Consider the following 24209-nt stretch of genomic DNA (forward strand, 5'->3'; position numbering starts at 1 on the left):
CATCTTCTATTGTTGTTCCCATATGCTATTTTACAAACTTTTCGTGATTTTGCTCACGATAGTTTTTACATTTACATCTCTTGACCTTACATTTTTTAACATAATCATCTAAATTACTCCCTGCTTTTTTCATTTTATTCGTATTGACATGACTCACTTTCTCATGGCCGCAAATACATTTCCGAAAAAGTCCTTTTCTTTCTGCCCATTTTGTAATTTCCTTTACAGATGTAAATCCTGGGGGAATCCTTGTTTTTTCTTCACGTATTTCTATCTCGTCACTAACTTCATCGGATATTCTTTCTCTCTCGGCCCGCTCAGAAAATATTTTAGTGTCTTGAATCAACTTTGATCCTAAAATTTGCTTTAATTTTTCAGGATCTTTGGTATCAACCTTTCTCAAAATGTCTTTGTGAACTGCTTTTTTATCTTCCTCTGTCACTTTTCTGGCTATAGTCATCCCAACACCTTTTTGTATCTGTTCCGATTCCAATCCATATACTATATTCCATAATCTTTGGAATACAAGCTCATATCTATCTAAAACCAATCCCAGATGAGCATATTCAATTTCGCTTATAAGAAATCTGTGGATGACTTTGTTTCTAAAATCGTAAAGTGCGTTAATATCGTCAAAAATATCTTTTTCTAAAATTGCTTTCTCAAATGCATATTTATAAATATCCCTTTCGGAGTAGTAATCTCTATCATCATCTTGATGTATATACTTTACATCAAAATCAGAAGATCGATTCTTAATTTGTTGTTTAAGTACAAGCGCTATGCGACAAAACCCATCTATGAGCGTAGCGTATAAAACCAAGGCTTCAATCAAAAACTCCTGTTTATGTGATCTTTGCAACAACATCCTTGCTGCACCAACGCCATTTATAAAATTTTCTAGTTTTTCAAAATCTGTTTTGTCACTCATATATTTTCTAAAACTTCTCCGATTTTCGTTTCTATCAGCTCAATTGGGCAGCGATTGACGGTGATGATTTCTTCTTCCTTTTTCGCTTCAGCGACGAACTGTTTTTGAATTCCAAATGGCATAAATAATCATTTTGAATTCTCAATAATTTTAATCTCTTCCGGGGTTAAACCGTAAAGTTTATAAACCTTCTCATCAATAATTTTATCGGTTTTTTCGATTTCTGATTTAATTTTTTCCCATTTATCAGAATTTTTAGTTGTTTTTCGGAGTTCTTTATTCAGTAAAATCATTTTATCGGCCAGTTCAATAAAAGGTTTCTGTTGAATATGAGATAATATTTTAATTGGTAACTTATCTAAATTCCTTCTTTTTATATAGGGAAATACCTCAGGATTTGTTATAAAAAATTTATTATAAATATAAGTAAAAAGTTTTGAATTTAATAAGGATAGTAAATACTCTTCTAAATATTTTTTATCTTTAACAATGATATTATATAATGATTGAATGGTAAAAAATTGATTTTTATCAATACACGCAACAAGATTGCTACCAGTTTTTCTTAAAAGAATTTTCTTTTTAGACAAATAAATGCTTTCTTTGTCATTACTATGAATTTTTGATTTATCAAAATTAACGAAATTACCACGATCAAAATATATCCAACTATCAATATCCTTACCGCTTAAAACGGGTTTACTGTTTTTAAAAATTGGGTTATTTGCAATCATTTCTTTTTGGCCACCAGTCATAATCCCAATATAGTTTAAGGCAATCTTTCCTAATTCAATAGAATCAATTCTCATTTTATTCAAAATTTGTTCAGCAATAATATTGCCTGGAAAATTAAAAACATATTTTTCATTTTGCAAATAAATATCCTGACTTAAATGTTTTTGATTATTCTCGTTGAATAAATCGTCAAATAATATTAAATTCCCTTTATTGTTTTTATTCTTTTCAAAAACAAAAATAACGCTATCAACAATAACACCACCGAATACATTTGGAGGTAATTTATTAAATAATTTTATTTTAGTATTGTCTAACAAAAATTTTCTGATTTTCAAAGAATAGAAATTGGCCAAAAAATTCCAGGGCGTGATAAAAGCAATTAATCCATATTCTTTTGATATTTTTAATGCTTTTTCAATAAATAAAACATATAAATCTAATTTGTCATAAGCGGATTCAAAATTTTCAATATAAAATTTCTTTACATTTTCAGAAATTTTTCCATATTTACTGGTAACATATGGCGGATTCCCAATAATTACATCAAACCCTCCTTGCTTAAAAACCTCAGGAAATTTCTCCTGCCAATTAAACGGATTTTTATCGCGAAAATTTTTGCCAAAATATTTTTTCAACTCCTCGTCTGTGCCCGAAATTAGCGAATTACCATTTTCGATATTTCCACTAAGATTTGGTAATTTTGTTTGACTATCAAAGGTATTTAAAAGTAAATTTAATCGTGCTAATTCAACGGCCTGCTGATCTAAATCTACTCCATAAATATTATTCGTTAAAATTTGAATTTTTAATAATCCATTTGGCTTAACTCCAAATTCAACATATTTTTTAATCACAAGATTCATCGCTGCCACTAAAAACGAACCCGAACCACAAGCAGGATCTAAAATTTTTATCTTCTGCAAATCGCTTATGCTCCTGCATTTATTTAATATTGGACCAAGAGCATTTTCAACAATATAATCCACAATAAATTTTGGAGTATAATATATTCCTTGCTCTTTACGTTTTTTAAAATTTTTATCTAAATGTTCTTCTTTTTTAGACTTTTTTAATTGGTGACCAAGATAATTTTCATAAACATTACCTAAAACATCAGCTGGAATAATAGAAAAATCATAATCATAATAATTTTTCTTACCATATAAAATATCAATCACTTTTTCTGTTGCTCCTCCAAATTCTTCCCATTTTTCAAAGGGATGTTCATCGAAAAGATTTGAATTATATATTATGTCTAGCTCTCTAAATTTTTTAATCATTGCTTGATAAGGAGTAATCCTTCCCGCTTTATCACTGGATTTCCATTCATGAATTAACGGCACTAAGGTTGGCGGTTCAATTTTTCTATCTTCGGCGCAACGAATAAAAATTAAACGATTAAGTAATTTTTGCACACCCTCATCTATAAGATGTGAATCAATTCTTTTATCGTTCCACTGCAAAAATGCTGTAGTTAAAATTTCTCGACACTCATTTAAATCCTTAGATAATGTCTCAGTAACTGATATTTTTTGTAATTTTTTACCAACCCTTTCAGCTTCTTTATCTAAAATATCATCATTAAATGCTTCTTTTGATAATCGCCACAATTCATCAAAGCGATTAAGATATTCTTTATAAGTAAAAGATAGATATTTTTTACCCGCCAAAGATTTTTCTGGAGATAAGGCATTAAAGACGATTAAACTCTCAAAATCAGTAAGTATCGCCCAAGTAACGCCCTTATTCCAAGAATAGCGAATTGCTTGTTCCGCATAATCCTCACGATTCAGATCGGCAGATATTTTCTTGGCTTCCAAATAAAATTTTATTCTACCATTTAAATAGAAACCGTAATCAACACGATTACCAGAGATATGTTCCTCTAATGTTATTTCTTCTCTATTCGAAAAATCCCAGCCCAAAGTTTCAAACAATGGCTCAATAAATCCTCTTTTGGTTTCTTCTTCGGTGTATCGCAAAACTTTCTCGGTGATTTTTTCCGCTTCATATTTTGCGATAAGTTGCTTAATTTTTTCTTTTGCTTCTCGTTTAATCATATTTCGACTTCGCTCACTATAAATAATTCTCCTTCATCTTACCACATTTTGACCTTTAAGTAAACTAGCAATTTTATAAAATTGCTTAAAAATATATGAATATAATAGCTGAAAAACAAAGAATTGTTTCTGGAAAATTAGGGAAAATAAAAAGCATGAAATCGAAAGATTTCGTGCTTTTTTGGACGCCTTTCGGTCGCCCTAAGTGGTACCCCCACAAGGAATCGAACCTTGGTCAATTGCTTAAAAGGCAACTGCTTTACCATTAAGCTATGGGGGCATATTAAGTCCCGACGATTCTGTCGGGACCCCGACCACTTCGTGCGTCGGGGCTATGGGGGCGTATTTAAAATAATAGATTTTAAAAAGCATTTAGTCAACTTATGCGCGTGGGAGGACTCGAACCCCCAACCGTCTCCTTAAGAGGGAGCTGCCCCGCCCGCCTTGCTTCGCCGATTATATGCGCCCACCAGGACTCGAACCTGGGACAATCTCCTTAAGAGGGAGCTGCTCTACCAACTGAGCTATGGGCGCGTCAAGGCGAAGCGGGCAGGTCTACCATTGAGCTACACGCGCGCTTTTCAGTTAACCGAGTTTGACTCGGTGCCCTCGGCAGGATTCGAACCCGCAACTACGCGTCCGAAGCGCGTCGTGTTATCCGTTATACCACGAGGGCGACATTTTTATGTATCCGTCCGAAATTATCTTTTCTACATAATCTTTTCTTTTTAATTTTTTCAACCTTTGTTCTATCCATCTGGCAGTTTTTAAATTTGCGTATTCTTGCGAAAAAACTAATACAGGATTTTCCATCCGATTAGTAGTTTGAGTGTAGCCATGATCATGTTGTTTTATTCTTCTTATTAAATTACTCGTGCTACCAATATAGAATTTATTATTTTCATCTTTAAGTATATAAACGTATGCTTTCATAAATATCTGCTCCGACGCTCCGATTTTTATGTCGGAGGTCGGAGCCCCGTACCCCCGACATTATGTCGGGGCGTCGGGGTTTCACCATAGGGGCGAAGAATTCAATTATAGAATAGCTTAAAAATATCCATTGGTCAAACTTGACAAAATCTCAGATATATGATAAAATTAGATTTAAGGAGGCTAAGATGAAAAAAACGAATAACAAGCGACTAGAAGAAATGTTTGATCCGGATATTTGTACTTTAAACACCGATGCAGTTATTAGTGATGGATCCGCAATTCCTATTTTATCTACGAACCCCCCGCTAATACAAAATATTTCTTTCCCTGTAAAAATTATTACTCGTGAAGGAAAATTTTGGATAGCCAAAATGGAAAACGGAGAAATCATCAGTATCGAATTATGTTAAACCCCCTCTCGCCTATAAAACAAAAACGAGAGGGGTGTTTATTATTTCATAAAAAACTTTAAAAAATCAAAATCCAATCAGATAATAAAATCCCAGCCCGAATAAAACGATTGCTTCAATTAGATTTAACCATGTCATTGCTTTACTTGAAGCAATTTTAATGTTCATTGTAAAAACAGCAATCAAGAAAACAATAATCTCATCAATCATGTAAAACAATAAATATAGCGCTATGTAAAAAATATATGCCCCAACTGAAACTTGCGCTTTCGCCAACAGCCCGGCAAAAAGAACAGGAATAATAGCCGAACAAGGAAACTCAACAATTGTAATCACAATTGCAAAAATAAAAATACTTATTAAAATTGCCCATAATCCCCGAGACTCCTTGAAACTTTTTTGTATTTTTGAAGAAAATTTATTTACCAAGCCATTGTTGTTCATATCACAAGCTGGCCCGTATTTCCTGTATTTTAAAAATTGTTTTAAGAAATAAATCCCGCCCATAATCCCCAAGACGCCGACAAAAATATTCATTATTTTCAAATAAGGGCCAAGAAAATAAAACAATTGATACCATAAACCGATTAAAATCCCATAAACAATAGTTGTAGTCAAAATAAAAGTTCCGCCAAAAAACAAAATCTTCTTTCTGGAACGCAAAATTATAACCAATCCCAGAATCAAGACCAACGCGCCCAGAGAACAAATATTAAATCCGTCAAAAAAACCCAGAATTGTCGCCTGCATCAATAAAGAATATTTGCTCAAATCCACTTTGCCAATAATCGGTAAGCTTATCTTTCTCTTGTCCGTCAAAGTCCCATTTGATGGGACAAAGGAGGATAATTGTTTTTTTATCGAGTCCTCAATTTGTTTTCCAATCCCATTCTCATTATCAAATCCAGGAAAAAATTCATCGCCAACAAAAGTTAATGGAACCAAACCAATATATTGCTCCAAATTATATTTATTGCAAAGATCAATTAATTCTTTACGGCAATTTGCTTGCGAAATTAGATGACGATTAAATTTCACATCAGGGTATTCGGGTTCAATTTTATCCAAAAATGTATTTTCTGCTTTGCAATGAAGACAGGTTTCTGAATAGAAAAAATTTACTTCCAGTTTTGGTGTGTTGGTCTGCGCTTTCGCAAGAACAGGAAGTACAAGCAATACTCCTATTAAAACCAAAGTAGCTGAAAACAATATTTTCCTCATACTTTTTATACTACACCAGATTTAAAAATATTTCCAATTTTAAAAGTTATCCACAGAAACCAACATTGACTTTCAGTTTTCTTTCGGTATATAATTATATTAAGATATGCTTACAAAAAAACAACAGCAAATATTGGAATATATTAAAAAATGCATAAAGAAAAATAACTACTCTCCTTCTCTTAAAGAAATAGCGAGACATTTTAAATTATCTTCTGCATCGGGCATTCATCAACACGTTGAAGCATTAAAATTAAAAGGGTATTTGAATAAATTTGAAAACCACCCACGAACAATTCAAATTGAAAAACATGAAAGAATGATTAATATTCCAATATTGGGATTAATTGCAGCAGGACAACCGATAGAAGCAATTGAGGATAAAGAAACAATCGCCATTCCACAAAACAAAATTCCTCATTCCGGAAAATTTTACGCATTACGCGTAACCGGAAACAGTATGATTGACGAAAATATAAATGACAACGACATTATCTTGGTTAAACAACAAAATGTAGCCGAAAATGGACAAAAGATAGTGGGACTCATTGATAACAACGAAGCAACGTTAAAAAAATTCTATAAAGAAAAAAACTATATTCGACTACAGCCAGCTAATAAAAATATGAGTCCGATTATTATTAATAAAAATCAAAATTTTAATATTCAAGGAGTAGTTGTTGATGTAATAAAAAACGAACAAGATTTAACAGCCACTGAAACATTGCCAATTTCAAAAATTCAACAATACGACACATTGCCATTAAATGAAATTATTTGCGGTGATTGTGTTAATGTCTTAAAAAAAATACCAGATAATTCAATTGATATGGTAATTACATCCCCCCCTTACGATAATGTTCGAACATATAATGGATTTAGTTTTAATTTACACGACACGGGTAAAGAATTATTTCGCGTTCTTAAAGATGGCGGAATCGTAGCAATGGTTATACAAGATCAGACAAAAAACTTTGGTAAATCGCTCACGTCATTCAAGACCATTGTTGACTGGGTTGATAATATCGGATTTAAGCTTTTCGAGACTGTTATATATAAAAAACACGGCGCCGAAGGCGCGTGGTGGACAAAAAGATTTCGAGTTGATCATGAATACATCCCTATTTTTCTTAAAGGAGAACGCCCGGCATATTTTAATAAAGAACCACTTAAAATTCCATCCAAACACGGAGGCAAAACCATGACCGGATGTGCTACACGACTAACTAATGGCAAAACATTAAAATCAAAAAAGGTCTTTATTAATCCAATGAAATGCAGGGGAACATTATGGGATTATACTACATGTGGCGATGGCACTAAATTAAAACACCAACATCCTGCGACGTTTCCAGATAAAATTCCCTATGATCTTATACAATGTTTTTGTCCATTAAATGGCGTGGTATTGGATCCATTTGTGGGAAGTGGCACATCTGTATTGGCAGCCATCCAATTGAATAAAAATTATATTGGAATTGATATCTCTAAAGAATATTGTGATTTAACCAAAAAAAGAATCAAAGAAGAGGGATCAATTAATAGAAAATTATTTTAATAATTTTCTATTGTCAATAGTATATTCTATCGCCAATCCACTAGTCATCGCCCAAGACAATGGATTTTTTTTAATCATAAATTCAAAATTTCTATTATTGGGCACAATATTTTCTTTTGTAAATTTATAAGTTTTAAAATTAGACCATTGCCAATTTTTTGATACATATGTCCATTTTGTTAATTTAGACAACATTTTTAAAAATCTTTCCGACTTCTGTTTTTCTTCATCATTAATACTGTAATAATTTTTCATTTTTATTATATTAACGAATTCCCCTTTAGAATTGGATATTTTGATTTTGTCGTTTCTTTTCTTGTTTTCACTTATATCACTAATCTCAAGAAAAAAATCTTTTAACGCAATCATTAAATTGTGTATAGAGTAATGTTTATTCAAAAAGATTTTATTCAATTCATTTTCCCTTGATTCTGCGTTTAAATATTTTAACCAATCGATACAATTTTCCGGATATCCAAATAAATTTTTAAATACGCCATCCACATATAATAATGGACAAATTGCTGATTCGGGAATAGTAAATTTCTTTTTTGATCCTATTATTCCAATAAGCATATGTATTGTGGCTAATGGATATTTTAATTTAAAATTTTTATATCCATCATAATTTCTTAAATTATTGGGTTGTATACAATTTTTAAAATTATCCCAATTTAATGGTCGTTTATTTTTATTAAATTGAACCATGTGATGCCCGATGCTTCGTATATTTTTTCTGAAAATTTCCATATCCAAAAATATGCAATCTCTAACGGAAATATTGTTATCCAACAACATCACTTTTCCGTCATAAAATCCTCTTATCTTCCAACCTAAAAAATGAGACATAAATAAACCGCATAGTAAACCATCTGCGTCTGGACTCAAAATACAATCGTGATTTTTCTCTAATATCCACGGATGATCTAAAATAATTTTTCGATAATCAATTTTTTCTATCATGTTTTTATAATACATCACACCTCCTCTCTTGGCAAACGATTTATTGTGTAGTATAATGATTTTATAAAAAATAAATTAACCAGTAAAATTAATACATGTTAGGAAAAATCAAGAAAAAGAAAATTATAGGAGAACATAAAGTTCATGAAACCGACACTGGCTCGGCTGATGTTCAAATTGGAATCCTAACCGAGGAAATTGCCAAATTGGCAGCCCATCTTAAAAAACATCCAAAAGACAACCACTCCAGGCGAGGCCTTTTGGGAATGGTTTCGAAAAGGAAAAAATTACTTGAATGGCTGAAAAACGACAATGAAACGCGCTACAAAAAAGTGATTAAGTCATTGGGATTGAAAAAATAATATGAGTATTATTAAAAATAAAGAGCAACGAGTAGGGGTGTTTATGGATGTCCAAAATATGTATCACTCGGCAAAAAATATTTACCAGGCCAGGGTGAACTTCCGTGAAATTCTGAAAACCGCAGTTGCAGGAAGAAAATTAATCAGGGCAATCGCTTATGTTGTAACCACTGAAACCGGCGAGGAGAAAGCGTTTTTAGAAGCTCTAACTAAGTCAGGAATAGAGGTGAAGAGCAAAGATTTACAGATATTCCCAGGCGGGATGAAAAAAGCGGACTGGGATGTTGGCATGGCGGTCGATGCAATTAAATTAAGCGAAAAACTGGATTGCGTTGTCTTGGTAACTGGAGATGGAGATTTTGTTCCATTGATAGAATATTTACAGGCAAACGGGCAGCAAGTAGAAGTAATTGCTTTTGAAAAAAGCGCTTCAAGCAAATTAAAGGAAACAACTGATGATTTTACTGACTTGGGCAAAAGTCCGGGGAAATATTTAATAGGAATAAGAAAATAATCTATATGAATACGAAAATCTTTAAAACAGAGATTGAAGGAAAAGAACTCTCTGTTGAATTGGGCAAATTAGCCCAACAAGCCAATGGTTCGGCATTAGTAAAATACGGACAGACTGCGGTCTTAGCGACTGCGGTTCTATCTGATAAGCCGAGCGATAGAAATTATCTCCCCCTCACAGTTGATTACGAAGAGAGATTTTATGCTGCCGGAAAAATTAAAGGCAGTCGTTTTATTAAGAGAGAAGGAAGACCAAGCGATGAAGCAATTTTAACCGGACGCTTGATAGACAGATCTATTCGCCCTCTTTTTAATCAAAAATTAAGGAACGATTTGCAGATTGTTTTGACTGTTTTGTCTTTTGACGGAGAAAATGATCCCGGGCTACCGGCGCTTATAGGCGCATCAACGGCTTTATCTGTTTCCGACATACCATTTAATGGACCAGTGGCAGGAATTTCTGTTGGCCAAGACGAGAAAGACAATTGGATAATTACCTCGACTATCAGCGCCAAGACAAAATCTGGCTCTGAGATATTTGTTTCTGGAATTGAAAAAAATAAAGACATTCTTATGAATATGATTGAAGGACAGGCGCCGGAAATGCCAGAAGCAAAAATGCTTGAAGGAATTGATTTGGCAAAAAAACACATCAAGAAATTGATTGATTTCCAAAAAGACATTGTCAAAGAAATAAAACCAGTAAAAAGAGAGTTGGAAATCAAAGAAGCTGATGGAGAACTTAAAAAATTAATTGATGAATTTGTTGGCGACAAGCTGGAAATAGCCATTTATCACAAAGAAAAACAAGTAAGGGTTAAACAATTGAATGACATTAACAACGGCCTGGCAGAATTAATCAAAGAAAAATATCCGGAAGAATCGAAAGAAAAACTTGTTTTAGTAATAGAATATATAGATGAAAAAATTGACGAAATAACCCATTACAATATTCTTAAAAACAATAAACGTCCAGACAGCAGAAAACTTGATGAATTAAGGGACTTAAGCGCTGAAGTGGGAATATTCCCAAGAGTTCATGGCTCAGGATTATTCCAAAGAGGAGAAACCCAGGTACTTTCTGTTGTTACATTGGGCTCTCCTGGTTCAGAACAGGTTTTTGACCAGATGGAAATAGAAGGGAAAAAGGGATTTATGCATGACTATAATTTCCCTCCATATTCTGTCGGCGAAGTCGGGAGAATCGGAAATCCCGGAAGAAGAGATATTGGCCACGGCGCTTTAGCAGAAAAAGCATTAAAGCCGGCAATTCCGTCAAAAGAGGAATTCCCTTACACAATCAGGGTCGTATCCGAAGTTCTGTCTTCAAACGGATCTTCTTCAATGGCATCTGTTTGCGGTTCGATTTTGGCTTTAATGGATGCCGGAGTGCCAATTAAAGAAAAAGTTGCTGGAATTGCTATGGGTTTAATGTTGAGCAAAGCGAAATCCGCCAAAGGCGGATTGGATTATAAGATACTTACTGACATCCAAGGCCCCGAAGACCATTATGGCGATATGGATTTAAAAATCGCCGGAACTAAAAATGGAATCAATGCCATGCAAATGGATGTTAAAATTGACGGCATTGGCATAGACATATTAGAAGATGCATTTAAGCAAGCAAAAAAAGCAAGATTGGAAATTCTTGAAGTCATAGAAAAAACCATTAAAGAGCCGAGGCCGGAATTATCTCCTTATGCTCCGAGAGTTTATATTCTAAAAATCAATCCAGCAAAAATCGGGATGGTAATTGGTACAGGCGGAAAAACAATAAATGAAATAACCGAACAAACTGGCGCGACTATTGAAATCGAGGATGATGGAACTATTTTCGTTACGTCCGAAAATGCTGACAATGCCAAGAAAGCAATCAGCTGGATTAAATCAATGACTCGCGAAGCAAAACTCGGCGAAGAATTCCAGGGCAAGGTTGTAAAAACAGCTGAATTCGGAGCTTTTGTGGAACTCTTCCAGGGACAAGATGGTTTGCTGCATATCTCAGAACTCGGCGCGAAAAGAGTTGAAAAAGTTGAAGATGTTGTTAGACAGGGCGATATTGTTCATGTTAAAGTAAAGAAGATAGATGATAATGGAAAAATTGGCTTGTCTTTAATCGAAGTCGTATCTAAAAAATAAAATGGCCAACAATGAACCAATCAATTCATTACCTGAATACGAAATCAGGACAATGAAAAGCGACTTGGATAAATTGGAGGGAGGGGTACCGAAAACCCCGCCTAAAACTTTATTGATTACTCCTACTCCGGCTCCAGTCCCAACACCTACTCCAACTCCAACCCCAATCAAAGAAATTAAAGAAATTAAGAAAACTCCTCTGCCAGAAACAGAGGAGTTTATTGCGCCTGCTCCGCCAAAAATAGTTACCAAAGAAATAAAAACAGGAACAAAACAAGAAATAAAACCAGAACAGATAAAAAAGAAGAGGTTTTATCTTATACCCATAATTATCGTTCTGGCAATAATTGCCATTGGAGTATTCTTTTACTGGCAAGGAAGAATAGAAGAAGAACAGCAACAATTGCCACCAGTTCAACAACCAGAAGAACCACAAATATCAGTATCTTTGTTTCCTGTTGATGAAACGAAAATAATTACAGTTGGAAATAACGCATCCCTGCTCAATCTTTTGAAAATCGAGGCGGATATAGACCAATCAGACGGAACATTCAAAAGAATAGTACCGATAAAAAATGAAAAAGAAATTTTATTTCTAAATGAACTGATACAAGAATTAAGAATAGCAATTTATCCTTATGTTTTGCCGGAATTGAAAGACAAATATACGCTTGTTTTATATGGCCAGAACGGAAAGAGGCGGTTTGGACTAATTATAGAAGCAATAAATACTGCTAATTTAGAAGAACAATTAAAATTCTGGGAAAAAACAATGCCCGATGATCTAAAAAATCTCTTCTTGAAAGAATCTCCAGGCGGGACAGCCAGTAAAGGATTTCACGATAATATTTATAAAGAAATCTCCATTCGCTATATCAATTTCCCAAATCCGGAATTAACCATTGATTACGCTATTTTCAATAATTTGTTCATTTTATCCATCAGCAAAGAATCAATGTATGGAATTATTGACAGATTGAAATTGTAGAACCGGTTTACCATGAGCGAAGCGCCTTAAGCGCTGAGTCGAATGGGGATAACTTGTTTAGAACATAATCCAAAGAAAACAAATCTAGTTCATCGTCAAGGCTAAAATAAGCTAATTTTGGCTCTAAAAACAGGATGCCAAGCAAAAACCTTGATATTGACTAAATTCTAAAAACTTATCCACAACATGCCCCGTAGTGAATTCTCGACTGATGCAGGGCAGCATAATAATTTTAATTAGTCGAGAATCTACTACGGGGTATGAACAAAGTTTTTTCAGCAGCTATAACTGGCCTTGAAGCTGAACTCATAGAGGTGGAGGCGGATTTATCATCCGGTCTCCGCTTTTTTAGTATTGTCGGACTGCCGGACAAATCAGTTGAAGAGTCCAAGGAGAGAATTGCTGCAGCAATAAAAAATAGCGGAGCAGAACCTCCGCACAAACAAAATAAAAGAGTAATTATTAATTTAGCACCGGCTGATTTAAGGAAGGAGGGTTCAGCTTATGACTTGCCTATTGCTTTAAGCTTTCTTTTATCGTCAGGGCAGATAAAATTCGACGAGAAAGATAAATTATTTGTCGGTGAATTGGCTTTGAATGGCGAGATCAGAAGAGCTAATGGGGTTTTGCCGATTTGTTTAATGGCAAAAGAAAAGGGAATTACCAATGTCTTTGTTCCGAAATCAAACAGCAATGAAGCAAGATTAGTAAGAGATATAAATATATTTCCCATCGAGTCATTAGTAGAACTTATTGCTTTTCTGGAAAATAGAATTGAAATCAAACCTCTGGAGCCGTTTGGCGAGGAATTTTTAGAAGGATTTGAAATCGGATTCCAGCCAAGTGTTGATATGGCTTATATTAAAGGACAGGAAAACGCCAAAAGGGCATTGGAAATTGCTGCAAGCGGAAATCATAATGTACTCATGACTGGCCCGCCTGGATCAGGAAAAACATTATTGGCAAAAGCGATTTCTACAATTCTGCCAAAAATGGCTTGGAGCGAAATCTTGGAAGTTACCAAAATCTACAGCATAGCTGGAAAACTTTCCCATAAAAAACCTTTAATCCACCAGAGGCCGTTTCGCTCTCCTCATCACAGCGCATCAGAGGCTTCTTTAATTGGAGGCGGAGGCATTGCTAGGCCAGGAGAAATTACTTTGGCCCATCGCGGAATATTATTTCTTGATGAATTTCCGGAAGTGCACAGGGACGTTTTGGAAAGTTTGAGGCAGCCATTAGAAGACGGCGTAATACATGTTGCCAGAGCCAAGGCCAGTTATACTTTCCCGGCAAGATTTACATTAATTGCCGCAATGAATCCCTGCCCTTGTGGATATTATGGAGACCCTGAAAAACAATGCACCTGCAACCAGCAGCAGATTAATAAATATCAAAGAAGGGTGTCCGGACCAATTATGGATAGGATTGATTTATATGTTGAAGTGCCGCATGTAAAATACGAAAAATTAACTGATGAAAATATGGAGGGATCAAGCCAGACAATCAGAAAAAAAGTGGAAAAGGCCAGACAAATCCAGATTGAAAGATTTAAGGATGATAATATTGTTACAAATTCGGAAATGAATATCCCTTTGATTAAAAAGCATTGCAGAACCGATGAGCAAGGGGAGAGATTATTGCGCAATGCAGTAAATAATCTCCATATGTCAGCGCGCGGATACCACCGCATTTTAAAATTAGCGCGTACTATTGCTGACCTTGCCGAATCACCCAGTATTACCTCGCAGCACATTGCCGAAGCCCTGCAATACCGGCCAAAAGTGGAAATATAGTTATCCACAATATTAACTATTGACAAGTATATCATATATGATATATACTGAATCAAGTGAATATAGAGTAAAATTCTATATCGATCCCAAAACCAATAAGAGCTATATTTTTGAATATATCGATGATTTGGACAAAAAACAAAAAGCTAAAATTTTAAATCGGATCGAATTTTTAAGACAATATAAAGGCGTATTAGATGAACCGTACTCAAAACACATCAAGGGTAAAATTCGCGAATTAAGAATTGATTTTGGCAAAAATAGACATAGAATTTTCTATTTTACATTTATTAAGAAAACAATCATACTCCTCCACGCATTCTTGAAACATACATCAAAAACCCCTGAATCAGAAATAAGAATTGCTGAAAATAATTATTATGTTGTAATTAATAATCCAAAAATTTATGAATAGAAAAATAAAGGCAAGAGATTTCCAAAAATATCTTGCCGAACAATTAAAAAATCCTGAATTCAAAAAACACTATAACGAATATGGGAAGCAATTGGAAGTTGCTTATCAGATTTTGAAATTACGAAAACAAAAAAATATTTCCCAAGCGCAATTGGCTAAAAAACTTAAAACCAAACAAAGTAATATCGCTCGCATAGAAAATGGCAAACAAAACTTAAGTATACAAACCCTCAACAACATCGCCCGCGCTCTAAACAGCGATTTAACCGTCAATTTTTCGTAAAAATTAAAACAAACAAATCTATGGAATTTTGTTAAAAAATCCGCCTCATGCGGATTTTTAAATAGAAATATAAAAATAAAGGCCACCTTATTCGGTGGCCTTTACGAGCTTGATACAAGGAAAATAGAATTTGAATCCGCTTGTCATGTACTCACTCGATACCTCGTTTACACAAATATCTTCTAACAAAACGAGTTCGCATGAGATAAAACCTTCTTCATTTTCTTCCTCGCCAGAGCAATACCCTGCAAATTCAACTCTCTTGTTTAAAAAATTCTTCCTTGTTTCAAAATGAAACCCTCCTTGCCCGATTTCAACAATTTTACACTTGTCTCCAGGGCAAAATTCTTCTTTTTCCATGAGCACCTCCTTTTTTGAAATATACCATATTTATAATAAGATAAGAAGTTTTTCATTAAAACTTGACAGAATTTACGGATATGCTATAATGTAAATATATCTTAAAAGGAGGATACGACATGACCGTTTTACAACTATTCAAGGAAAAGATGCTTGGAATCAACCAGTTTGTCCGCGCCAAAAAAACCATGATGGCCTACGGACAAGAGCTTTTCGTGAAGGGCCAACCGTACAGAATTACCAAGGTTAACGCTGATGGAATTACCATCAAAGGCAAATCAAGAAATAACTGCCAATTCATCGCTAAACCGAAACTGGGTGCCAAAAATCTGTTTTCCTGGACCAATTTTAAGCTGATCGGCAAAAACAGGAAAGGCCTAACCCGGGCCATGAAAGCCGCCAGCTGAAAACAGCTCAAAACGGGCAAGTCAACTGACTTGCCCGCTATTTTATTTATTAATCAAAATTAGGTCAATTTTAATATATATATCCCAGGATTCTCCAGTCGTTTCTGGAAATAGCGCGCACGCTTTTTATTCCCAAACCCAAATAATTCATATCTGAAATAGTAATTGAATCTTCATTTACAGCTTCAACATAAGCTACATGGCCGTAACGTTTCATTATCCAGGTATTACCGCGCATAGAAATTATTGCGCCTGGCCTTGGTTCGATGCCAGTTTCAAATCCATATCCAACAGCTTTTTTTAACCAAGTTTTAGCATCCCCATTCCATGGAACATACTTTTTTTGAGCAACATACCAAGTACACTGGCCCCAAGGAAATCCATGGCTTGTACTGCCATAAGGACCAAGCTCTTCTGTACTATAAGCATAGATTTTGGCTTTTGGCGCATATTCAACCGGCTTCTGGCCATCAGGAATAATAATGTCCTGACCAATGGCCAAATTTCCATTAGCCGGCAACCCATTCATAGCAATTGTCTCTTCTGAATTGCCTTTGTATGTTTTAACAATTTTGTCCAATGTTTCGCCATTTTTAACTGTATGTTTGATTCCTGAAACCGGCAAAATAATTAGTTCTTGTCCTGCTTTAATCTTGCTTAAAGGGCTTAAGTTATTAGCCCAGAGCAGAGTATTGGTAGTTATGCCGAACATAGAAGCAATGCCAGAAGGAATATCACCTTGCTGGACTTCATAGGTAATAATCCCGCTTCTTTCTAAAGATAGAGTAGACAGGGCTCCTGTCGGAGAATTATTAGCCACAAAAGCGCTGTTCTGAATAACTACATTGGAGTCCTCAAAATATGACCCGTCAAAATATGATTCCTCAATTATAGTTTCTGCCAGGTTTAGATCCTTCGAAGCATAAACAAAGGAACTTCGTCTGATCATTTCCTCTTCTTCGCTTGTTGCAGAGTCATTATTAAGACTGCCGGCAATGGCATTAGTCAAGAATAAAGACCCAAATCCAATAAAAATAACTGCTGCTACCTTAAAATAAGGAATTTTGAGCAGTTTCTCCTCCAATAACCCAATTGTTTTGTTCTCTAAAATAAGTTTCTAGTTAAACTGATTAGCTAAACAAAAATACCTCCACTGAGTTTCGGTATTGTTAAGATTAGCATGCCTATAACCCCTTGTCAAGCTTTTTAAAACAAAAATTTTCTCTTGTGCTATACTACAAAAATGGAAGCCCGCCCAAGGCGGGTCAGCCCTGGGCTGAAAATAAACAATGGAAAACGAAAATATTTTAGAAAATCTAAACCTGGAACAGAAAAAAGCTGTCCAAACCACCGACGGCCCAGTTTTGATATTGGCTGGCCCTGGTTCCGGTAAAACAAAAGTGCTCACCCACCGCCTATCCTACCTGATTAAGCAAGGAATCCCAGGGCAAAACATCCTTGCAGTCACTTTTACCAATAAAGCAGCAGATGAAATGAAAAAACGAACTATCAAACTCCTTACCCCGTTAGATGCCGCGCGTCTAACGGGGTTTATCGGCACCTTTCATTCTTTTTGTCTAAAAATCCTGAGAAAAGAAATAGACAAATTGGATTATAAGAAAAACTTCGTTATTTATGACGAAGACGACCAATTAAATCTGATGAAAGAGGTAATAAAAAATCTGGAAATCAACCAAGAACAATTTCCTGCCAAAAGAGCGCTCCATGTAATTTCCTCTCTGAAAAACGAAACCATTGATTACGAAACTTATAGGGAAAATGCGCAGGAATATTTTGAAAAAACTATTGCCAAGATTTACCAAGCATACCAACTGAACTTAAAACAAAATAATGCCTTGGATTTTGATGATTTAATCATGCTTACTGTAAAATTATTTGAAAATTTCCCGGAGATTCTGGAATTTTATCAGGAAAAATACAAATATATTATGGTCGATGAATACCAGGATACTGACCCGTCGCAATACAAGCTAATAAAACTCTTATCTTCAAAATACAGAAATGTCTGTGTTGTTGGAGATGATGCCCAGTCAATTTATTCTTTTAGAAATGCTGATTTTAGGAATATTCTGAATTTCGAAAAAGATTATCCTCAAGCAAAAGTTATAACACTGGATCAGAATTACCGCTCAACACAGAATATTTTGGATGCTGCTTCGAAATTAATTTCCAAAAATGTTTATCAGAAGCCAAAAAATCTCTGGACAAAAAACCCTTCTGGCCCGCCAATATCAATCATCGGCACATGGGACGAAAAAAACGAAGCGGAATTTATTGTCCAGAAAATAAAAGAATTTTTAAAACAAGGATATAAATTGCACGATTTTGCTGTTTTTTACAGAACTAATGCCCAATCGCGCGCAATTGAAGAAGCATTTATTAAAAACAACGTTCCCTACAAATTAATCGGGGCAATTAGATTCTATCAGAGAAAAGAAATTAAAGACATTGTTAGTTATTTGAAATATATTGCTGTTAACGACTCAATGAGTTTAAAAAGAATAATCAATACTCCGACAAGAGGAATTGGCAAAATCACGCTTGATAAAATTATTAAAAATGGAATAGAAAGGGTTGCCGAGGAAAAACCAGAAGTGGGAATTTTCCACAAATTTATCCAGAAAGCCAAGGAAATCGCCATTAAAAATCCATTAACCAAGCTTTTAAAATTTATTTTAAAGGAAATTGATTACCAAAATTACCTTAGAAAAACTTATGGCGATAATGAGCTACAGGCAGGACTTTCCGAAGACGAAGCCAGATGGCAGAACATTGAGGAATTGATAAATGTCGGAGCTGAATACGATAAATTGCCTGCCCAAGACGGATTAAAAGAATTTCTGGAAAAAACAGCGCTCCTGTCCGATGCTGATGAAATCCAAAACAACAAAGAAGTTGTACATCTAATGACTCTACATACTGCCAAGGGTCTGGAGTTCCCAATTATATTCATCATTGGCTGCGAGGAAGGCATTCTTCCTCATTCCAGAAGCTTACTGAATCCATTGGATATTGAGGAAGAGCGCAGATTATTCTATGTCGGCATTACCAGAAGCAAAACTCATCTGCATTTGGTTGTATCCCAGAGAAGAACAAGTTGGGGAAGCAAAGAGGCAAATATGCCATCAAGATTTTTGTCAGAAATCCCGGAGCATTTAATAAATTATGAAGAATACAATGGAGAAATTAAAGATTTAATAGATTTTTAAAATGATTGATATTAAACTAATTTTGCAAAAATATAATATTCATTCCAAAAAATATATGGGGCAGAATTTTTTGATTGATGAAAATGTTTTAAATAAAATTATTGGCGCAGCAAACCTGTCCTTAAAAGATACGGTGCTGGAAATCGGCCCAGGGCTGGGAATTTTGACTGTTGAATTGGCAAAAAGAACCAAAAAAGTAATTGCTATAGAAAAAGACAAAACACTCTGCGAGATACTAAAGAAGATTTTAAAAGAGCAGAATATAAACAATGTAGAAATCGTGAATAAGGATATTCTAAAAGTTTCTGACGAAATACCAAATTCCAATTACAAAATCGTGGCAAATATACCATACTATTTAACTTCGCCATTAATTAGAAAATTTCTCGAAGTCGAAAACAAACCATCTCTGATGATTCTAATGGTCCAAAAAGAGGTAGCGCAAAGAATAACAGCAAAACCGCCGCACATGAGCATATTATCCATTGCTGTACAATTTTATGCAGAACCAGAAATCATTGATTATGTCCCGAAAAGCAGTTTTTTCCCAATGCCAAAAGTCGATTCAGCAATTATCAAGATAATACCGCAGTCTTATGTGGGACGTGCGACGTCCCACATAAATATGAAGAAGTTTTTTAAATTAGTAAAAACGGGTTTTTCTTCAAAAAGAAAAATGTTGAAAAATAATTTACCCGAAATCGACCTTGAAAAAATCGGATTAAATCCAAAAGTCAGGGCGGAAAATTTGTCAATTGATGACTGGATGAAAATTTATCGCGATTTTTATTCTTGACTGACTATTTTTGTGCTATAATAAAAGTGATATAATTAAGAATATGAGATTAAAAATAAAGAACATACCATTGGCTACAATTATACTAACAAGCATTTTTGCCGTTGGGTTAATTTTATTTGTAGGCGCTTTCTCTAAAAGAAGCGCTTTTTCCACATATAATTTATGGGGCGGCAAAGAAACCATTATTGAGTCCGAAAGCAAAGACACAGACAATGACGGACTAAAGGACTGGGAGGAAAATCTATACAAAACCGACCCCTTGAATCCTGATACAGATGCTGATGGATATTTAGATGGCGAAGAAATAAATTCCGGACATAATCCTTTGGTCAAGGGACCGAATGATAAACAGGTATTCTATCCTCTGCCCATTGGCAACAAGTATAATATAACCAATCAGATATTCTCTGATTTTGATGCAATAGCAAAATCGTATATTGAGCAAAAAGACCAATATGTCAGAGATCATCCAGAAATCATTGACCCAACGACATATATGGCCGAGGCATCTAAGGGCGCATTAGATGAAATGCTAAGAAGGGCTATGCTCTACAATGAAGCGGACTGGTCAGATAAGGCGAACGCGGTTCTGGAAAAAAATCCGGAAATATTTCAGATTGAAATCTCAGATATTGATATAAAAATTTCCGATGACAATACTCCAGAAGCAATAAAAGCATATTTTGAAAAATTATCATCTTACGCAAAGTCAAATAATTTCCTTTTGCAAAACGAAAATTTCATCTTGTTGCAGGATTCTTTTCCCAATAATGATTTTGCCGAAGTGGATATTTTAATAATAATCAATGATGATGAAATATCTAAATTAGTTGATACCCCTGTTCCATCGTCATGGAAAGAATTACATAAAAACTTTTTAAAAATCGCAATAACTTTGCGAAACATTTTTGTTTCTCTGAGAGGATTTGAATCTGACCCAATAAAAGCCATTATTGCGAACAATGAGATAAAAAATGTTTCAAGTCTTTGGAAATCTTTTGAACAAAATCTTCTAAAATTAAATGAATCGCAAAATCTAAATTTAGAATTATGAAAAAACAGATTTTTACAATCTTGTTAATCGCAACAATTCTCGGTTCAACAATAGGCGCTTTCTTGTTTAATCCCAAAAAAGCAAATGCGGTTTTCGGAATCGGAGATATAAGTATAGATATAGTAAATCAGATTAAGGACTGGGTGCTTGATCAATTGCCAAAAACAGTTGCCAGGAGCATGATGGTCCGCTTGCAACAAGAAATAGCGCGCTGGGCCCAAGGGGGATTTACAGATCAAAATAAGCCATTTGCAATGATAAGCTGGAAACAAGAAGTTAAAAACGCATTGCAAATTGCCTCTAGCAGATTTGTTAGTGAATTCAATCTCACTCCTCTCTGCTCGCCATTCAAAGTTTCCCTCGGCACTGCCCTTGGAATTAATATGCCTGGAGGCGCAATACCTTATAGAACATACGCTGCTTGTACAATTAGCGATATTGTGGATAATGTTGAAGAATTTTACAAAAATCCATCCATTGCCATGTATGGATGGGATACCTGGACTGCATTAGCCCAGCCAAACAATAATTTTATTGGTTCATTTATGATGGCGGTTTCAGAAAGGAAAAGATTAGAGCAGGAAGAAATAACAGAAGTGGAAAAAGAAGTTGAAGCTGGTCAAGGAATTAAAAATGAAGCAATATGCAATCTAACCGACCAGCAAGATTGCGCGACAAATTGCAACCAGTATCCTAACATCATAAACGGGCTTCCGAATCCACTTTATGTTGCTTGTATGAAATCCTGCGAAAAATCTTCAATCGGCGCTTGTCTTGAAAAAACCACCAAAAAACTCGGTTCAGAAATAAAAACCAGCGTTGACGAGGCAATTGGAAGCGATATGGGCTGGTTAATTACTGCGGACGAAATAACAGAAATGATGAATCTGGTATTTTCCGGATTATTCAATAAACTAACTCACGGCATTAATGGAATGCTAACCAAAGGAAGCTCTTCAACAACTATAATATCCAAGAACCAGGCAGAATACGGATATTATGAAGATTACAAAAAAAACCAGACACCACAGGACATCACAAAAGTAAAAGGAGATATTCTAAATAATATTTTAAAATCAATCCAAGGCGTATCTACTGCAGGATATGCCTGCGACAAGAGTGAACAAATAAAGGGTGATATTTTTAGAGAAGTGGCTACGGATGTTTTAAATGAAGAGTCGCAGCACCTTTATACAGTAATGGAAGGCATTAATTTGAAACCGGACTATGAAGTTCTTGATACGCAGCCAGCAGTTGATAACAAAATAGCGATATATGGCAAAACCTGGGATGATGTTCCTTTTAATAAATATCCGGAAAAATGCGCCAGTATTGCAAATAAAAAATGTAGCGACATTAAAACCGGTCTGCCTTATGAATTGAGTATAAATAATATTAATAGCGAATGCGCTACGGGATGCCTGGAACAGATAAATAATTACCAGGCAGAATGCTTAAGTACATTTAACGGATGCGAATATAACTGTAAAGACGAAACATGCAAAACCGCCTGCCATACTGCATATTCAGCTTGCTATAATGCGGCAAAAACAAAAGCAGTTAATGATAAAAAATGCTCAAGCATCGCAGTTGCTGATGCCTGTTTGAATGGGCAGGCATTGATAAGCAAGGCAAGAAATAGTTGCAGCGACTGTGTTAAAAAATATGAAGATTTCTGCGCATTAAAGAAAACCAAAGCAGAAAAAGACCTTTGCGTGCAAGAAAGCTGCAGTAATTATGAAGATATAAGCTCATCAATTAAAAGCGCGCAGGATTTCTATGACCGCTGCGCTTTAAATGAAACGAAATACTCCTGCGAAGTTTGTTTAAAAGAATATTTTATGCCAGCGGATTATTGCGGACAAATTTATGACTATATAAACCGCGCATTCGTTAAATATCCTGCCTTGGTTTATCATAATACCTGGTGGGGAGGATGGGTCAATTTTGAAGGGCAGTCTGAAGAACTTCTTAAAAATCCCTTTGTTGCCTGCGCCCCTCCCAATAATTCAGAATTTCTTTCAACTGCTTTAACCTGCCGCATCTTGCCTGACTTCCAGTTTCCCGGAGGAGGAACCTGTAAAACATTATGCAAAACAACTGAGGAAGAATTAAAAAATATTACTGATAATAAACCGCAGGAACTTGATTGCATTGGACCATTAAAAGATCCAGCGCATCCAGAATGGGGAGGAGTGTGGCGTTCCGGAGGTTTGAGCCCAGGCGGACAATATGCTACTTATTTGGCCAAGAAAAAAATCAAATGCTGCGCTGCTGTAACCGGGCATATGCCAATGGATTATAGGCTATGCAGAGGGATTACGTCAGATCCAGTAGCTGAGGAAGAATTAGAAGGATGGTGCGATGATAAAGGCAGACCACTATGGAAAAATCCGGAATGTTTTTGCGAGAAAGGTTGGCGGCCGATTGATCTCACAAAAAATACTACAACAGGTTCTGATTTTTATTCTCCATGGTATAATGTCGGTCGCGACGAACCAGAAGAAACATGCAGCAGGGCATCAGGCGGTGTCAATATTTTAGTACCAAATATGGCAAAAGCGAATAAGGCCATTCTTGAAACTAATTCTGCTGCAGGAGGAAGTATTGTATATGTTGCTGAACACGAAGCCATTGATCCAGATTTAAATTCTTGTTTATATGAAAAAGTTTGCGCTGGAACAAATTTGCCTCTATGTGAAAACAGAACAATGACAACAAGTTGTGATTTTGTGGCAAATCCGCCTGCTGGTATAATTTGTTCTGAAGAAACCGTTCATACTCCATCTGCTTACAATTGTTGCAATTCCGGAGGAGTAGAAAGCGGGAAAGGAGTAATAAAAGTTGAATGCGATTTAAGCGGATACAGAAACCAAGAAGTGTTTTTGGGAGTTTATGATAATGATAAAACGGATTGCAGAACTGTAGTTCATATGTGTATTGAATGCGACCCCAGCGACCTTGGTTATGACGGAGGCAGTTATGGATTTAGAGACAAATTAGGTAATCCCATTGACCAATGCAATTGGAAAGTTGGGATTTAAAT

The 24209-nt window shown here is 35.2% G+C and carries 21 protein-coding genes and 3 tRNA genes; 14 read left to right on the forward strand and 10 right to left on the reverse strand.

Features of this window, described 5'->3' with window-relative positions:
- Window positions 1–25 precede the first annotated feature (25 nt).
- From KKI21_01340 to KKI21_01365, 6 genes are all read right to left on the reverse strand, one after another.
- Window positions 26–931 (reverse strand): hypothetical protein, encoded by a 906-nt coding sequence (locus tag KKI21_01340; protein MBU4284850.1) that lies wholly within the window; start codon window positions 929–931, stop codon window positions 26–28.
- A gap of 128 nt (window positions 932–1059) precedes the next feature.
- Window positions 1060–3729, reverse strand: coding sequence for an N-6 DNA methylase (locus KKI21_01345; GenBank protein MBU4284851.1), 2670 nt, complete (start codon window positions 3727–3729; stop codon window positions 1060–1062).
- Window positions 3730–3935: 206 nt separating this feature from the next.
- A tRNA-Lys gene (locus tag KKI21_01350) sits at window positions 3936–4009 on the reverse strand.
- A gap of 181 nt (window positions 4010–4190) precedes the next feature.
- A tRNA-Lys gene (locus KKI21_01355) sits at window positions 4191–4263 on the reverse strand.
- Between the two features lie 70 nt (window positions 4264–4333).
- Window positions 4334–4405: transfer RNA gene (locus KKI21_01360), tRNA-Arg, on the reverse strand.
- Window positions 4384–4662, reverse strand: coding sequence for a GIY-YIG nuclease family protein (locus tag KKI21_01365; GenBank protein MBU4284852.1), 279 nt, complete (start codon window positions 4660–4662; stop codon window positions 4384–4386). Before KKI21_01365 ends, KKI21_01360 begins: the two co-directional genes overlap by 22 nt.
- Before the next feature lie 188 nt (window positions 4663–4850).
- Here KKI21_01365 and KKI21_01370 point away from each other — a divergent pair, with 188 nt between their 5' ends.
- On the forward strand, window positions 4851–5075 hold the full coding sequence (locus KKI21_01370; protein ID MBU4284853.1) for a hypothetical protein: 225 nt from the start codon (window positions 4851–4853) through the stop codon (window positions 5073–5075).
- A 66-nt stretch (window positions 5076–5141) separates the two neighbouring features.
- Here the strand turns inward: KKI21_01370 and KKI21_01375 are convergent, their stop codons facing one another.
- The gene (locus KKI21_01375; protein ID MBU4284854.1) at window positions 5142–6296 is read right to left on the reverse strand and encodes a hypothetical protein; all 1155 of its coding nucleotides are present in this window, start codon (window positions 6294–6296) and stop codon (window positions 5142–5144) included.
- 625 nt (window positions 6297–6921) lie between these two features.
- On the opposite strand from KKI21_01375, the gene KKI21_01380 reads away from it, so the two are divergent.
- On the forward strand, window positions 6922–7854 hold the full coding sequence (locus KKI21_01380; protein ID MBU4284855.1) for a site-specific DNA-methyltransferase: 933 nt from the start codon (window positions 6922–6924) through the stop codon (window positions 7852–7854).
- On the opposite strand, the gene KKI21_01385 is transcribed toward KKI21_01380, so the two are convergent.
- A complete protein-coding gene (locus tag KKI21_01385; GenBank protein MBU4284856.1) occupies window positions 7846–8817 on the reverse strand; it encodes a hypothetical protein in 972 nt (323 codons plus the stop codon). The genes KKI21_01380 and KKI21_01385 overlap by 9 nt on opposite strands.
- A gap of 95 nt (window positions 8818–8912) precedes the next feature.
- Here KKI21_01385 and rpsO point away from each other — a divergent pair, with 95 nt between their 5' ends.
- The 7 genes from rpsO to KKI21_01420 all read left to right on the forward strand — a co-directional run bounded on the left by rpsO (window position 8913) and on the right by KKI21_01420 (window position 15313).
- On the forward strand, window positions 8913–9179 hold the full coding sequence (gene rpsO / locus KKI21_01390; protein MBU4284857.1) for a 30S ribosomal protein S15: 267 nt from the start codon (window positions 8913–8915) through the stop codon (window positions 9177–9179).
- 1 nt (window position 9180) lies between these two features.
- A complete protein-coding gene (locus KKI21_01395; GenBank protein ID MBU4284858.1) occupies window positions 9181–9693 on the forward strand; it encodes an NYN domain-containing protein in 513 nt (170 codons plus the stop codon).
- Window positions 9694–9698: 5 nt separating this feature from the next.
- The gene (locus KKI21_01400; protein MBU4284859.1) at window positions 9699–11831 is read left to right on the forward strand and encodes a polyribonucleotide nucleotidyltransferase; all 2133 of its coding nucleotides are present in this window, start codon (window positions 9699–9701) and stop codon (window positions 11829–11831) included.
- Window position 11832: 1 nt separating this feature from the next.
- On the forward strand, window positions 11833–12819 hold the full coding sequence (locus tag KKI21_01405; GenBank protein ID MBU4284860.1) for a hypothetical protein: 987 nt from the start codon (window positions 11833–11835) through the stop codon (window positions 12817–12819).
- A gap of 260 nt (window positions 12820–13079) precedes the next feature.
- Window positions 13080–14615, forward strand: a complete 1536-nt coding sequence (locus KKI21_01410; protein MBU4284861.1) for a YifB family Mg chelatase-like AAA ATPase — start codon at window positions 13080–13082, stop codon at window positions 14613–14615.
- A 37-nt stretch (window positions 14616–14652) separates the two neighbouring features.
- Entirely contained in the window at window positions 14653–15030 is a 378-nt protein-coding gene (locus KKI21_01415) for a type II toxin-antitoxin system RelE/ParE family toxin (protein ID MBU4284862.1), read from the forward strand.
- Window positions 15023–15313 carry a helix-turn-helix transcriptional regulator gene (locus tag KKI21_01420; protein MBU4284863.1) on the forward strand — a complete coding sequence of 97 codons (291 nt, stop codon included), beginning with the start codon at window positions 15023–15025 and terminating at the stop codon, window positions 15311–15313. The genes KKI21_01415 and KKI21_01420 overlap by 8 nt, the downstream gene beginning before the upstream one ends.
- An 87-nt stretch (window positions 15314–15400) precedes the next feature.
- Here KKI21_01420 and KKI21_01425 read toward each other — a convergent pair whose 3' ends face one another.
- On the reverse strand, window positions 15401–15673 hold the full coding sequence (locus KKI21_01425; GenBank protein MBU4284864.1) for a hypothetical protein: 273 nt from the start codon (window positions 15671–15673) through the stop codon (window positions 15401–15403).
- A gap of 119 nt (window positions 15674–15792) precedes the next feature.
- On the opposite strand from KKI21_01425, the gene KKI21_01430 reads away from it, so the two are divergent.
- A complete protein-coding gene (locus tag KKI21_01430; GenBank protein MBU4284865.1) occupies window positions 15793–16080 on the forward strand; it encodes a hypothetical protein in 288 nt (95 codons plus the stop codon).
- Window positions 16081–16150: 70 nt separating this feature from the next.
- Here the strand turns inward: KKI21_01430 and KKI21_01435 are convergent, their stop codons facing one another.
- Window positions 16151–17164, reverse strand: coding sequence for a LysM peptidoglycan-binding domain-containing protein (locus KKI21_01435; GenBank protein MBU4284866.1), 1014 nt, complete (start codon window positions 17162–17164; stop codon window positions 16151–16153).
- 205 nt (window positions 17165–17369) lie between these two features.
- On the opposite strand from KKI21_01435, the gene KKI21_01440 reads away from it, so the two are divergent.
- The 4 genes from KKI21_01440 to KKI21_01455 are packed head-to-tail and all read left to right on the forward strand — an operon-like array spanning window position 17370 to window position 24207.
- Window positions 17370–19310, forward strand: a complete 1941-nt coding sequence (locus KKI21_01440; GenBank protein ID MBU4284867.1) for a UvrD-helicase domain-containing protein — start codon at window positions 17370–17372, stop codon at window positions 19308–19310.
- A 1-nt stretch (window position 19311) separates the two neighbouring features.
- On the forward strand, window positions 19312–20106 hold the full coding sequence (gene rsmA, locus KKI21_01445) for a ribosomal RNA small subunit methyltransferase A (GenBank protein ID MBU4284868.1): 795 nt from the start codon (window positions 19312–19314) through the stop codon (window positions 20104–20106).
- Window positions 20107–20149: 43 nt separating this feature from the next.
- Window positions 20150–21163 (forward strand): thrombospondin type 3 repeat-containing protein, encoded by a 1014-nt coding sequence (locus KKI21_01450; GenBank protein MBU4284869.1) that lies wholly within the window; start codon window positions 20150–20152, stop codon window positions 21161–21163.
- Window positions 21160–24207 carry a hypothetical protein gene (locus tag KKI21_01455; protein MBU4284870.1) on the forward strand — a complete coding sequence of 1016 codons (3048 nt, stop codon included), beginning with the start codon at window positions 21160–21162 and terminating at the stop codon, window positions 24205–24207. The genes KKI21_01450 and KKI21_01455 overlap by 4 nt, the downstream gene beginning before the upstream one ends.
- Window positions 24208–24209 lie beyond the last annotated feature (2 nt).

The sequence above is a fragment of the Patescibacteria group bacterium genome (assembly GCA_018897295.1).
Classification (GTDB): domain Bacteria; phylum Patescibacteriota; class Minisyncoccia; order RBG-13-40-8-A; family RBG-13-40-8-A; genus JAHILA01.

What these genes read in the sequence shown, in the direction of transcription:
- KKI21_01345 (MBU4284851.1), bottom strand. Translation starts at nt 3,729, where the DNA reads ATGATTAAACGAGAAGCAAAAGAAAAAATTAAGCAACTTATCGCAAAA.
- KKI21_01450 (MBU4284869.1), top strand. Translation starts at nt 20,150, where the DNA reads ATGAGATTAAAAATAAAGAACATACCATTGGCTACAATTATACTAACA.
- KKI21_01365 (MBU4284852.1), bottom strand. Translation starts at nt 4,662, where the DNA reads ATGAAAGCATACGTTTATATACTTAAAGATGAAAATAATAAATTCTAT.
- KKI21_01455 (MBU4284870.1), top strand. Translation starts at nt 21,160, where the DNA reads ATGAAAAAACAGATTTTTACAATCTTGTTAATCGCAACAATTCTCGGT.
- KKI21_01395 (MBU4284858.1), top strand. Translation starts at nt 9,181, where the DNA reads ATGAGTATTATTAAAAATAAAGAGCAACGAGTAGGGGTGTTTATGGAT.
- KKI21_01415 (MBU4284862.1), top strand. Translation starts at nt 14,653, where the DNA reads ATGATATATACTGAATCAAGTGAATATAGAGTAAAATTCTATATCGAT.
- KKI21_01380 (MBU4284855.1), top strand. Translation starts at nt 6,922, where the DNA reads ATGAGTCCGATTATTATTAATAAAAATCAAAATTTTAATATTCAAGGA.
- rpsO (MBU4284857.1), top strand. Translation starts at nt 8,913, where the DNA reads ATGTTAGGAAAAATCAAGAAAAAGAAAATTATAGGAGAACATAAAGTT.
- KKI21_01370 (MBU4284853.1), top strand. Translation starts at nt 4,851, where the DNA reads ATGAAAAAAACGAATAACAAGCGACTAGAAGAAATGTTTGATCCGGAT.
- rsmA (MBU4284868.1), top strand. Translation starts at nt 19,312, where the DNA reads ATGATTGATATTAAACTAATTTTGCAAAAATATAATATTCATTCCAAA.
- KKI21_01405 (MBU4284860.1), top strand. Translation starts at nt 11,833, where the DNA reads ATGGCCAACAATGAACCAATCAATTCATTACCTGAATACGAAATCAGG.
- KKI21_01420 (MBU4284863.1), top strand. Translation starts at nt 15,023, where the DNA reads ATGAATAGAAAAATAAAGGCAAGAGATTTCCAAAAATATCTTGCCGAA.
- KKI21_01440 (MBU4284867.1), top strand. Translation starts at nt 17,370, where the DNA reads ATGGAAAACGAAAATATTTTAGAAAATCTAAACCTGGAACAGAAAAAA.
- KKI21_01400 (MBU4284859.1), top strand. Translation starts at nt 9,699, where the DNA reads ATGAATACGAAAATCTTTAAAACAGAGATTGAAGGAAAAGAACTCTCT.
- KKI21_01430 (MBU4284865.1), top strand. Translation starts at nt 15,793, where the DNA reads ATGACCGTTTTACAACTATTCAAGGAAAAGATGCTTGGAATCAACCAG.
- KKI21_01410 (MBU4284861.1), top strand. Translation starts at nt 13,080, where the DNA reads ATGAACAAAGTTTTTTCAGCAGCTATAACTGGCCTTGAAGCTGAACTC.
- KKI21_01375 (MBU4284854.1), bottom strand. Translation starts at nt 6,296, where the DNA reads ATGAGGAAAATATTGTTTTCAGCTACTTTGGTTTTAATAGGAGTATTG.
- KKI21_01385 (MBU4284856.1), bottom strand. Translation starts at nt 8,817, where the DNA reads ATGATAGAAAAAATTGATTATCGAAAAATTATTTTAGATCATCCGTGG.
- KKI21_01425 (MBU4284864.1), bottom strand. Translation starts at nt 15,673, where the DNA reads ATGGAAAAAGAAGAATTTTGCCCTGGAGACAAGTGTAAAATTGTTGAA.
- KKI21_01340 (MBU4284850.1), bottom strand. Translation starts at nt 931, where the DNA reads ATGAGTGACAAAACAGATTTTGAAAAACTAGAAAATTTTATAAATGGC.